Source organism: Micrococcus sp. FDAARGOS_333, assembly GCF_002206575.2.
Taxonomy (GTDB): domain Bacteria; phylum Actinomycetota; class Actinomycetes; order Actinomycetales; family Micrococcaceae; genus Micrococcus; species Micrococcus lylae.
On record NZ_NJFJ02000001.1, the window covers coordinates 2,826,747 to 2,837,475 of the forward strand.

At 69.6% G+C, this 10,729-nt stretch carries 16 protein-coding genes; 2 read left to right on the forward strand and 14 right to left on the reverse strand.

Annotated features, from left to right (window positions below; translation table 11 throughout):
• Nucleotides 1-62 precede the first annotated feature (62 nt).
• From CEQ11_RS13240 to CEQ11_RS13250, 3 genes are all read right to left on the reverse strand, one after another.
• Entirely contained in the window at nucleotides 63-1,460 is a 1,398-nt protein-coding gene (locus tag CEQ11_RS13240) for a DUF3427 domain-containing protein (RefSeq protein WP_227718929.1), read from the reverse strand.
• Nucleotides 1,379-1,633, reverse strand: coding sequence for a hypothetical protein (locus CEQ11_RS13245; RefSeq protein WP_227718875.1), 255 nt, complete (start codon nucleotides 1,631-1,633; stop codon nucleotides 1,379-1,381). The genes CEQ11_RS13240 and CEQ11_RS13245 overlap by 82 nt, the downstream gene beginning before the upstream one ends.
• A gap of 83 nt (nucleotides 1,634-1,716) precedes the next feature.
• The gene (locus tag CEQ11_RS13250; protein ID WP_227718876.1) at nucleotides 1,717-3,243 is read right to left on the reverse strand and encodes a DEAD/DEAH box helicase family protein; all 1,527 of its coding nucleotides are present in this window, start codon (nucleotides 3,241-3,243) and stop codon (nucleotides 1,717-1,719) included.
• Between the two features lie 81 nt (nucleotides 3,244-3,324).
• Here CEQ11_RS13250 and CEQ11_RS12585 point away from each other — a divergent pair, with 81 nt between their 5' ends.
• Nucleotides 3,325-3,996, forward strand: coding sequence for a DinB family protein (locus tag CEQ11_RS12585; RefSeq protein ID WP_088477311.1), 672 nt, complete (start codon nucleotides 3,325-3,327; stop codon nucleotides 3,994-3,996).
• Nucleotides 3,997-4,161: 165 nt separating this feature from the next.
• Here CEQ11_RS12585 and CEQ11_RS12590 read toward each other — a convergent pair whose 3' ends face one another.
• The gene (locus CEQ11_RS12590) at nucleotides 4,162-4,680 is read right to left on the reverse strand and encodes a hypothetical protein (protein WP_127913505.1); all 519 of its coding nucleotides are present in this window, start codon (nucleotides 4,678-4,680) and stop codon (nucleotides 4,162-4,164) included.
• 526 nt (nucleotides 4,681-5,206) lie between these two features.
• Between CEQ11_RS12590 and CEQ11_RS12595 the strand changes: the two genes are divergently transcribed.
• Nucleotides 5,207-5,551 carry a hypothetical protein gene (locus tag CEQ11_RS12595; protein ID WP_088478804.1) on the forward strand — a complete coding sequence of 115 codons (345 nt, stop codon included), beginning with the start codon at nucleotides 5,207-5,209 and terminating at the stop codon, nucleotides 5,549-5,551.
• Nucleotides 5,552-5,587: 36 nt separating this feature from the next.
• On the opposite strand, the gene CEQ11_RS12600 is transcribed toward CEQ11_RS12595, so the two are convergent.
• The 10 genes from CEQ11_RS12600 to CEQ11_RS12635 all read right to left on the reverse strand — a co-directional run.
• Nucleotides 5,588-5,866 carry a hypothetical protein gene (locus CEQ11_RS12600; protein ID WP_088477313.1) on the reverse strand — a complete coding sequence of 93 codons (279 nt, stop codon included), beginning with the start codon at nucleotides 5,864-5,866 and terminating at the stop codon, nucleotides 5,588-5,590.
• Between the two features lie 69 nt (nucleotides 5,867-5,935).
• Entirely contained in the window at nucleotides 5,936-6,100 is a 165-nt protein-coding gene (locus CEQ11_RS12975) for a hypothetical protein (protein WP_193763036.1), read from the reverse strand.
• 462 nt (nucleotides 6,101-6,562) lie between these two features.
• Nucleotides 6,563-6,694 carry a hypothetical protein gene (locus CEQ11_RS13320; RefSeq protein WP_255397929.1) on the reverse strand — a complete coding sequence of 44 codons (132 nt, stop codon included), beginning with the start codon at nucleotides 6,692-6,694 and terminating at the stop codon, nucleotides 6,563-6,565.
• Nucleotides 6,695-6,970: 276 nt separating this feature from the next.
• Nucleotides 6,971-7,165: a hypothetical protein gene (locus CEQ11_RS12605; RefSeq protein ID WP_088478805.1), complete on the reverse strand. Its 195-nt coding sequence runs from the start codon at nucleotides 7,163-7,165 to the stop codon at nucleotides 6,971-6,973.
• Nucleotides 7,153-7,539, reverse strand: coding sequence for a hypothetical protein (locus tag CEQ11_RS12610; RefSeq protein ID WP_088478806.1), 387 nt, complete (start codon nucleotides 7,537-7,539; stop codon nucleotides 7,153-7,155). Before CEQ11_RS12610 ends, CEQ11_RS12605 begins: the two co-directional genes overlap by 13 nt.
• A 181-nt stretch (nucleotides 7,540-7,720) precedes the next feature.
• The gene (locus tag CEQ11_RS12615; RefSeq protein WP_088478807.1) at nucleotides 7,721-8,002 is read right to left on the reverse strand and encodes a hypothetical protein; all 282 of its coding nucleotides are present in this window, start codon (nucleotides 8,000-8,002) and stop codon (nucleotides 7,721-7,723) included.
• Between the two features lie 4 nt (nucleotides 8,003-8,006).
• The gene (locus CEQ11_RS12620) at nucleotides 8,007-8,528 is read right to left on the reverse strand and encodes a PadR family transcriptional regulator (protein ID WP_227718930.1); all 522 of its coding nucleotides are present in this window, start codon (nucleotides 8,526-8,528) and stop codon (nucleotides 8,007-8,009) included.
• Nucleotides 8,529-8,645: 117 nt separating this feature from the next.
• On the reverse strand, nucleotides 8,646-9,044 hold the full coding sequence (locus CEQ11_RS12805) for a hypothetical protein (protein ID WP_127913506.1): 399 nt from the start codon (nucleotides 9,042-9,044) through the stop codon (nucleotides 8,646-8,648).
• A 723-nt stretch (nucleotides 9,045-9,767) separates the two neighbouring features.
• Entirely contained in the window at nucleotides 9,768-10,250 is a 483-nt protein-coding gene (locus CEQ11_RS12630; RefSeq protein ID WP_227718877.1) for an energy-coupling factor transporter transmembrane protein EcfT, read from the reverse strand.
• A gap of 54 nt (nucleotides 10,251-10,304) precedes the next feature.
• Nucleotides 10,305-10,729, reverse strand: a 425-nt coding sequence (locus CEQ11_RS12635) for an ATP-binding cassette domain-containing protein (RefSeq protein WP_127913507.1), incomplete at its 5' end; no start/stop codon positions are given.

Genomic DNA, 10,729 nt, shown 5'->3' on the forward strand with positions numbered 1-10,729 from the left:
GGGATCAGTCTACGAAGGCCCTGGCACGCCGGGTGGAGACCAATGTCCACAACCGGGCAGCATCACCCTGCTGCGCTGGCCTCGGCAAACGTCGCAGCCGGCATTTCCCGGTCGAGTTCCCAGGTGATCTGCATGGGCCGTTCGGTTCCCGACCACTCATGGAACTGCAGCGTTCCCAGGCAGAGGAAGGCAGCGCCCTCCCCGATGTCATCCGATCCGGTATTGCGCACAAACATCAACGTGTTCGACTCCCCGCGCTGCTTCGCGAGGTACCGCTGGCCCTGTGGCGACTGGGCACGCGTACGGCTCTGGCTTTCCCAATGGAACTGGGACGGGCTGACCGCGAAGTCCCGATACATCGTCGTCGGCGAGAACCGCGATTCATCCTTCTTCAGCGTGACCAGGAAGGCGTCAGTCTCATAGCGAGAGGACCAGGCGACGCCTTCGCGATGCCCACTCTGCTTGCTGTCCCACGTGGCGATATCGAGTCCAGCAAGAATTTCCTCGCGCCTGTAGTGAGCATGACTCAGCAACGCGGATTCCCGAGGAAGGTCCAAGGGCTCTGGCATGGTGCGTGCAGCGTCGAGAGAACACTCCAGCAACTGTGTCGCTTCCTCGACGAACGCAGCCTGCTGACGAGCCCAGCGAAGCCCCTCGTCGAAGGACGTAAAGCGTTCCCGCTTCTTGTCATGGATCGCTGTGAAGTAGAGCATGCGAGCGAACTGCTGCTCGCGCGCAGTCAGAGCGTCGTAAGGGACGTCCTCGGTCAACAGCCGCGTGTAGGCCTCTGCCCGTTCCGCATCATCGACGTGCCGCAAGGTGATGGCGCGCAAGGACTGCCGACGCTCCTCGTCCGTCATCGGACCCCATGGCGGGGCACCGGCGGCTTGCTCGCGAAGGGTGGTCCAGTTTCGTCCGTTAGCGCCCGGACGCATGACGTCGGCCAGCGACCGATCTGCTTCATCGAGGTACTCCCGCAGGCGGTACTCCCACGGTGAACGACGGCCGGCATGGACGCGAATGTCCTGGGCCAACTGTTTGGCGTTCATGTTGATCTGCTGCCGAATATTGCTCAGGACATGATCACGTGCCACCTCGTCCAAGACGATCTGGCTACCTGCAGGCAGGTACGGGAAGTCGTGATGGAGGTCGTCCACCAGCCGCTTCCGCCCCGACCCCGTCAGGGCTCGCAGCTTAAGGTCGAACCGGAACTCAGCACGCTGGTGGCCGACGAAGTCCAGCGCGGTCAGGACCGCTTTGCCTGGCGCACGGCGCAGGCCGCGGCCCAGCTGCTGCAAGAAAATCGTGGCGCTCTGCGTGGGGCGCAAGAACAGGACCGTGTTGACGGTCGGGATATCAACACCCTCATTGAAGACGTCTACACCACACACGATCTTGAGCTCACCCGTCGCCAGCCGGCTGAGAACAGATGCTCGTTCGTCTGAATGCGTCTCGCCAATGACGACAGCCGCGGGATGCCCGCCTCGTTGAACTTGTCTGCCATGTATTTGGCATGCTCCACCGTGACACAGAAGGCGAGCGCCCTCATGTCATCGAGATCGGAGACCTTGTCCTCGATTGCCTTGATGATCTTCCCAGCCCGCGCATCATTGCCGGTGTAAACGTTGCTCAATGACTGATGGTCGTACTGACCATGCCGCCACTCGACATGCGTCAGATCGACGTCATCAGAGATACCGAAATAGTGGAACGGGACTAAGAGGTCGTCGGCCAGCGCATCCCACAGACGCAGCTCTGACGCGATCCTTCCCCGAACAGGTCCTTCACGTTCGTGCCGTCCGTCCGCTCAGGCGTCGCAGTCAGACCCAATACCTCGTGAGGCTGGAGATGCACCAACAGCGCTGAGTACGACGGAGCGGCTGCGTGATGGAACTCGTCAATGACCACCACGGAGAATGCCGCCGGGGCCAAGGACTGGACTCGCTCAGGTTTGAGCGACTGAACGGAGGCAAACACATGTTTCCACTGCGTCGGTTTGTGGCCATCAACATAGAGCTCACCGAAGGCCCCGTCCTTCAAGACTTCTCGGTACGTGTGCAGCGCTTGATCGAGAATCTCCTTACGGTGCGCGACGAACAGCAACCGGGGCCTCCGGCCACCCGCCGCGACCGTCAGGTCGCGGTAGTCGAGGGCAGCCATGACGGTCTTGCCTGTTCCGGTCGCGGCGACAAGCAGGTTGCGATGGTGGCCTCGGCGGCGTTCTGCATTGAGGTCGTCGAGCATGATCTGCTGGTGCAGGCGCGGCGTAACGTCCAGACCAGATAGTTGGATCTTCTCGTCCCTTCGCGCGCCCGAAATGTCATCGCTGCGAAGTGCATCGTCGAGACGCTCGGCATCCGTGTCCGGGTTGTAGAGCTCGAACGCCTTGTCGCCCCAGTAGGACTCGAAGGTGGCCTGGAACTTGCGAATGAGAGCAGGCGTCGCGATTTGGGACAGCCGAACGTTCCACTCGAGACCATCGAGCATTGCAGCCTTAGAAAGGTTGGAGGACCCCACGTAGGCCGTTGACAGTCCAGAATCACGGTGGAATAGCCAGGCCTTGGCGTGCAAACGTGTGGATGCCGTTGTGTAGTTCACCCGCACTTCACCACCGAAGTCGCGGACGATGCGGTCCAAAGCGCGGCGCTCTGTTGCACCGACGTACGTGGTGGTGATGACGCGGAAGGGAATCCCCCGGTCCCGCAGCTCCGTCAGTTCCTTCTCCAGCGTGCGCAATCCATGCCACTTGACGAAGGCACACAGCAGATCCACTCGGTCAGAGGACGCCAGTTCGAATCGAATCTCCGAGCCAATGCTGGGTTCACCTTGGCCGTTTGTCAGAAGAGCGACATCGGAGAACGGAGTTTGGGGACGTTCAAAGGGCGTGGGCTTCGGTTCACGCTTCGGTTGAAGCTCATGCAGGACACGGACCTTGCCGTTGTCGGCCTCCTCCACCTCGTCCGGCCCGTAGTCCGGTCCCAGCGCATCGACAACTCGTGCTGCAAGCGCGAGCTGCTCTTCCCGAGTGCGGGCGGATGCCCCGCTGAAGGCATGTTCAATGAGCCCCGCGAGATGCACGGCAAGGTGCCGCGGCAGCGCATCGTCCGCAACGTTCTCCAGAACCGGCGACAGATCGGTGATCTCTTTAAGGTTCTTCGCGACCTGGCGAGTCTCCAAGCGTTCGTAGACACCAGGCACCAGGTCGTTCTGGCGCTTCTGCGAAGACGAGGGACTCGAGCTCATACTCCGATTCTGACAGGCGCGACCGACGCGATAGTGTCCTGGCTCTCCTCCAGGCACCTGCTTTTGCCTACTCTTGCCCCCATGACCACACCCCAAAACCCGGTGCCCTCCGCTGCGGAGGCGAGTGCCGTCGTCGAGAATCAGGAGCAGGGCTCCTCTCAGCAGCCCGCTCCCCTGGTGCCGGGGGCGCCGCACGGCGCGTTCGAGCGCTTCGACGAGTTCGGCCGCCCGGAGCCTGCCTTCGCCGCCGGGGAGGCCGGCACCCTCCTCGGCTTCCTCGAGTTCCAGCGGGCCACGTTCCGGTGGCGGACCTCCGGGCTCACGGAGGAGCAGCTGCGTCGCCGCGTGGACGGGCACGCCTCCGGGATGACGCTCGGCGGGATGCTCAAGCACCTGGCCTTCGTGGAGTTCTTCTGGTTCGAGGTCACGGCGCTGGGCACGCCGACGTCGCAGCCGTGGGTGGACGTGGACTGGGATGCGGACCCGGACTGGGACTGGCACTCCGCGGACCAGGACGGCGCCGAGGACCTGCGGCGGCTGTGGGAGGAGTCGGTGGCGAGGTCCCAGGGCATCGTGACCGAGCTGCTCGGCGAGGATCCCGCAGCAGGGCTGGCCGGAACGCACCCGGCCTGGGGTGGTGCTGCCGACGTCTCGCTGCGCTGGATCATCGTCCACATGATCGAGGAGTACGCCCGCCACAACGGGCACGCTGACCTGCTGCGCGAGCAGATCGACGGTCAGACCGGGGAGTGATCGGCCGCCTCAGCCGCGCGCAGCGGTGAGCTGGCCCAGGCGGAGGAGGCCGCGGGCCGAGGGCTATGGTGTCCGCTGCGCCTGGCAGAATCGGCGTGATCGCCGCCGACGCCGACCGAGGGGAGACACGTGGAGTCCGTGCTCTGGATCCTGCTGATCGTGCTCCTATCCCCAGTCCTGATCGGTCTCGGCCTGGTCTGGCACGAGCACCGCTTCTACGGGAAGCTGCCGTTCCAGCAGAAGCCGGAGCTGGAGACCGCGAACCACATGGGAGTCCCCGGCCAGGACCACTTCCGTCAGGCCCTGCGTGAACTGCGGATGTCCATGGGCCATGATCGGCCCGCAGACGCAACCGCCTGGGTCCGCGCCGCACGCCGCCGCGGCTGGTGGCTCGCCGAGACCGCCGCCGCCTCGGAGGAGTCGAAGGAGCTCGGGCAGGCATTCCGCAAGGTCGCCGCCACCCGCGCAAACGTGGAGGACAACGCCATCACCATCGAGGACACCAGTCTGGCCGGCAGCCTCGAGACCCACCAGCGGGCCGGTCGGAAGTTCGACACAGCCCGCACCATCGGCAGGCAGGCGTGGTCCGTGCTCACCGCTGACCAGCGCGAAGCCATCCGTGCCCGCGCCGAACACCACCATGCATGGGCGGTCTCCGAAATCGTCGCCGTCATCGGCGGACACTGCCAGGACCCAGGACTCTCCCGCGAGCTCACCGCCGCCGCCCAGGCGCCCGTCACGGACAAGGACCTCGAATCCTGGACCGACTGGGAGGCCTGCCTCCACCACTGGGCCCTGGAGAAGGTCCCCCACTCCGCGCGCGTCCACCCCAAGCGCCCGCCCCTGCCGGCCTACGCCGGCGCCGCGGCGAGGAAGAAGCACCTCGAAGCCGCCGAACACCAGAGACGCCCCTCTAACGCCTCCTTCCCGACGACGGCACCCCGCCTTCCAGCGGAGCCTTCCGCTGGAAGGGGTGCGGCCGTCGTCGAGGACCGACCCACACGCGGCTGGGACGGACGCGGCACCCTGGCACGGCGGCGCGAGCAGGCGCGTGGGCTGCACCTGGAGATGATCCGGAAGGTCGCCTCCTATGACCTGGACTTCGACCTGCAGCTGAAGTACCCGCAGTTCCACAACCGGGACATCCCGAGGTGCGCGCCATGGACGGTGCCGCCGGCGCGCCTCGGACGAGTGGGACCTGATCGAGTCCGTGCCGCAGCGGGGGCTGACCGCGGCGGACGTGGCGGCCTACCGGGACGCCGTGGACGCCTTCAAGCAGGCCGTGCTCGCCTGCGATGCGCGGGTGCGGCTCATCGGGGACGCCGGCATCTCCGACGCCGAGCTGCGCGACCTCCAGACCGCTCGCGGCCTGTTCACGCACATCTCCGACCCGGCCAACCCGGAGCCGCTGCGGAACCAGTACCGGGCGCGGCTCGTCCAGGTGCTCCGGCGCATCGACTCACGGCCCGGCAGTCGCGTGAGCTTCACCCCGCAGGGGCTGCTGGCGCTGGAGTCCGGCAAGGGTGAGACCGCGGGCGAGGAACGCGAGGACTGACGGCCGCTGGGTCGGCCACAGTCTCGCCCGAAGGGCTCAGGGACGCTGCACGCGGATGCCGCCCCAGATGAGCAGCAGGGACACCAGGATGGCCATGAGGCCGCCGCCGAGCCAGGCGAAGATCTCCGTGTAGTCCTCGGCGAGCGCGGCCTCGCGCAGGGGGTCGCCGATGTCCTTGAGGATCCAGACCGCTCCGACGGCGATCGCCAGGCCCAGCAGCACGGCGATGATCCCGATCAGACGGCGCAGGAAGCCGGGGCGGCGGCGGCCGCTGCCGGGGCGGGCTCGGAAGGTGCGTCGCTGTGACGGTTCCATGGCGTGAGCCTAGCGGTCGGGCCTGTGCCGCCCCCAGGGCCAGTCACAGTCCGTCCTGCCGTCGCCGCCTCAGCCCTCCGTGCGGGGCCGCAGCGCCAGGCGCCACTGCCAGCCGGCGAGCACGGGGAACAGCACCGCACCGAAGATGCGCCACCACTCCACGCTCTCCTGCGGGGCGAGCCACTTGAAGCCGAGCATGCCCACCCAGTACGCGGCCACCAGCGTCAGCAGCACGGCGTACAGCCGGTCCCTGCGGCGGGTGTCCGGCTGGAAGCGGGCGGCGTACTCCTGCGGGGTGCCGAATTCCTCGGACAGCGAGCTGCCGGAGGCCGCCGCATGCGCCGGGCCTCCTCCACCACCTGGCGGGCACGCTCGTCCGAATAGCCCAGCCGGCCACGCAGGGTGCCGCCGAGCACGAGGGCCCAGGTGCCGTCGTCGGGATCTGCTGCTCGAACTCCTTCGCGGTCTCGTCCGTGGGCAGCAGCAGGAAGCCGAGCACGCCCAGGGCGAGGTAGCCGGCCACGATCGCCAGATGCCACGCGACGCTGCCGGTGAACAGGTGCAAGTCCGCCAGCGTCGGCAGCAGGAAGCCGGCGCCCGTGGCCAGAACCAGGACGGCCCCGACCACGATAGCCACGGAGACCCTGAAGGTGCGGCGCACGATGGTCCGCGACCACAGGGTCACCACCACCGCCATCAGCGACCCGAGCACCAGCGGGACCAACAGGTGGGCCAGGAGAAGTCCACGGTCAGGCCGTCGCGGATGGCGAAGACCAGCGCGAACGGGATGGAGAACAGCGCCGAGATGATCAGCGCGTTGGACGGCACAGACCTCCACGTCAGCGGAGCTCCGTCTCCAGGACCACCTGGCCCTCGCCGGCCAGCTCGTCGCGGCGGGAGCGGGCCCAGTCCGCGGCCGGGCCGAACAGCTTGTCCGGGCGCGTGCCCGACCCTCGACGACGGCCACCGCCTCCGCGAGCTCCCTCGCCACCACGTCCTCCGGACGTCGTCCATCAGGAAGCGGGCGAGCGCCTCCTCTGCCCAGCGCCGGTCCGACTCCAGGCCGCGGCCGCGACGAAGCGGTCCAGCAGGGCCGGGATGCGGTCATCGGCTCCGTGGGTGTGCGTGCTCATCGGGGCCCCCTTCGGTGGTGCGGGTGGATGTGGTGTCGGAGGTACGGGTGGAGGTGGTCTCCGCGGTGTGCGAAGACGGCGTCTCGGCGGCGTGGGAGGCGCTGCGGACACCGGCCCAGGCGAGCCCGGCGGCGGCCACGGCACCGGCGACGATCACCCAGTGCACCCAGGACGCCTCCCGGCCGGGATGAGCACGCCGAACAGCATGGCCACCGTGATGGCCATGGCGATCGTCATCACCACGGCACGGTTGCGGGCGAGGTGGACGCGGTCGCGGGGGACACGGGCGGCGTAGGAGGCCGGCGAGCCGAACTCCTCGGCCAGGGTGGTGCCGGCGTCCGCCGCATGGGCCCGGGCCTCGGCGACCGTCTCCGTGACACGGTGCTCCGGCACGTCCGCACGGGAGCGCAGGAGGTAGGCGAGGCGGGCGGCCCACTCCTCGTCGGTCCGCGGGGTGGCGCCCTGGTCCGCCGCCGCGTCCGGGAGCACCCGGGCGGAGATCGCGGCCAGGCCGCCGTAGACCGCTGCCCGGCCAGCCACAGGAACGTGCTGGTGCCGGCGACAACGACCTCGCCGAGGGCCAGCATCACCAGGACGACGGCGCAGAGGACCACCCGGCCAGGGCCAGCCCGACGCCGAGCGCGACCGCCATGGCCAGCCGGCGCTGCAGCCGGTCCCAGGCCCAGAACACCCCACACCGCCCACGCCGATCACCCTGGCATCAGGAGCAGGCCCGGGAGAGGTCGGTGGTGAGTCCGTCCACGGCGAGGGTCAGCACGAACGCGAGGAGGCTCGCGGCCGCCGCGAGCACGAAGCCCACCGAGAAGACGTCCGCCACGGAGGTGGCCGAGGAGTCCGTCAGCGAGGTGCCTCGGCTGCGGCCTCCGCCTGGACCTCGGCGGCCCAGTCTCCGGAGGCCGAACAGCTCGTCCGGGGACTCCTGGGCCTCGGCGACCACGGAGCGGGCCCGCGCGAGCAGGCGATGCCGGTGGGCCGGGGTCACCTGGTCATGGCGAGGTGCCCGGCCGCCTCACGGGCCCAGTCCGCGTCTCCTCCCGGCCGCGGACGTCCGCGAAGGAGTCCACGAGGTCCCGGAGCGCACGAGAGGCAGAAGCGCCCCTGCCCAGGGTGCGGGCGACGGGGCCCTGGCGGTCTCGGTGGTCGGTACGGTGCTGCGGCGTGCTCATGAGGTCCCTCCTCGGTGGTCTGCAGAGTGTCGGCCTCGGATCCCACGGCTGCTCCCGCGGCGCCGAGGCCGGCGAGCGCGACGGCGAGGGCCTGGAAGGACGCCACGGCCTCCGCGTACTCGGCGCGGCCGGCGTCCGTGAGCTCGTAGTCCTTGCGGCCCGGGCCGCCCTGACCCTCCACCAGCGGGTGTCCACGTGGCCGGCCTCCTCGAGGCGGGCGAGCACCGGGTACAGCGAGCCGCCGCGGAGCTTTCCGAAGCCGCGCTCCGCGAGCGTCTGCGCGATCCCGTACCCGTGCAGCGGCCCTGCAGGAGCGCACCAGGATGGCGGGCTCCAGGGCAGCCCGCACCCAGCCGGAGGGCCAAGGGCGGTGGTCTGCGGAGGCGCGGGAGCCGTCGTCGGGAAGGCGGGTCATGTATCTAAGTACACCTTGTACCTAGGTCCGGGCGCAACCCACCCTCACGCCATGGACACCTCGGCGAACGGCGCCGGCCTCACGCCACAGCGCACGATGTACTCCGCGTACTCCGCCACACGCTCCGGCATGACCGTCCAGCACTGCAGCCTGTTCGCCGCGCCCAGCGTCATCGCCAGGTCCAGCGCCCGCTGCTGCACCTGCTGGGGCGGCGCCTCACCGCCGGCGAAGAACTCCTCCAGGTAGGCGCCCGGATCGCCGTCACCGCGTCTTCCCGAACACGTTCGCGCCGGGAACAGCAGCGCCCGCAGCGAGGCGAACGGATGCCGAGCACCGCATCGCCCCAGTCGCTGATCGCACGCGCCCGTCCACCAGGAACGCATTGCCGCGTGCAGGTCGTTGTGCTCCACGCTCAGCAGGTCCAGCTCCGGGTGCTCCCCCACCAGCTCCTCCACGCCCGACGACGGCACGCATCTGATCCGCGGCCCTCGCCTTCTCCTCGGGCCGACAGTGGACCGGATGACCGACGGGCAGGGCGGCAAAGACCTCGAGCCGCTCGGCATGGTGCGGACGGCGTCGGCGGTCGGAATCGGGCATGCCAGTCGGCGAGGTCGGCGGCCGAGACGCCGCGCTGGACGCGGCCAAGGCCGGCGAGGGCGACGTACCCGGGGGCGGGGCCGTCGTCGGGAAGGGAAGGAGGAAGGCGATGTCTCGGTGCGGGAGAGGGCGGCGAGGGTGGGGCCGGCGTCGGCGCTGAGCTGCAGCGCGGCTGGCGTCCGCGGCGACGAGCGGGAGGATCTCATCCGGCAGCGGGCATCCAGGACGCGGCGCAGTCCGACCTCGCGGGCCAGGGACGGGTGCGGGGCCTTGAACCAGTGCAGGAGGCCGGCGGCGGGGCCGGTGCGCGGGGTGGCCTGCCAGATGTCGCCCCAGCGCGCTCGCGCACGACCGACACGTCCAGGTCCGCGGCTCCACGGCGAGCGCCTCGGCGATCCAGGCGTGGGCGGCGGTGCGGTCGGCGTCGCTGAGCATGCCGGTCAGCCTACGGGGCGGTCGGGGCACCGCGCGGGCCGCCGTGCGCTACCCGGGGCTCACTCACGCCGCGGGCGGCGAGGGCATCCCCACGTCGTCGGCGTGCTTGAGCGAGAGCACCAGCAGCGGCAGGATCACGCACGGGCGCATGCGCACGCCCGGGACGCCTGTGCGGCGCGCACCTGGTCGGCGAGGCCGCGCAGGTACCCATCGCGCTGAGCACCAGGCCCATCGCAGCCGACCCGTCCGGCCGGAAACCGGCCGCGCCAGGGCGACCCACCACCGGATACGAGTCGCCGCCCCACGAGCGCCTCGGCCACCGCGGTCATGGCGGCGATGCGCGTGGTCCGTGTCATCACCTGGGCGCGAGCACCACACCGAGCACCCGCCCGACGTCGCCACCGGCGCGGTGAGGTCTGCGAAGAGCCACTGGGCGGCAGCAGCATCGCGTAGAACAGCCACAGGGACCGCAGGTCCGCGGCCAGCATCCGCACGCCGCGCGCGGCACCGAAGCCCACCAGGTAGCAGGCCAGCGCCCCGGCCACGGCCGCCGCGGCGGTCCACAGGGTGGCCGGCACGATCGCCAGCACCAGTGCCCACACCGCGAACACGGCCATCTTCAGCCCGGCCGGCCGCGGTGCAGCAGCGAGTCCCGGCCACGTACAGCGAGATCATCGGGGCGGCACCGCCTCACCCGCGCCCTCGGCCGGCGCCACGTCGAGCGCCCCACCGAACTCCTCGGCCACGGCCTCGTCCAGGAACGCCTCGTACTCGGACACCACGTCCTCGGCAGGGCCGTGCGCGCGGAGGCGACCGTCATGGATCCACACGGCCTCGTCGCAGGCGCGGGCCAGATCGAGGTCGTGGGTGACCAGCAGCAGCTGGAACCCGTCCGCGGCCAGCAGCCGGTCCGCGACGATCCGGCGGTGCCGTCCGTCCAGCAGCGAGGTCGGCTCGTCCGCGATCACCAGGGACGGCTCCGCGGACATCACCGCGCACATGGCCAGCCGCTGCGCCTGACCGCTGGACAGGGCCAGGCACGGACGGTCCGCCAGCTCGGTCAGCCGATGTTCGGCCAGGGCGGCCTCCACTCGCG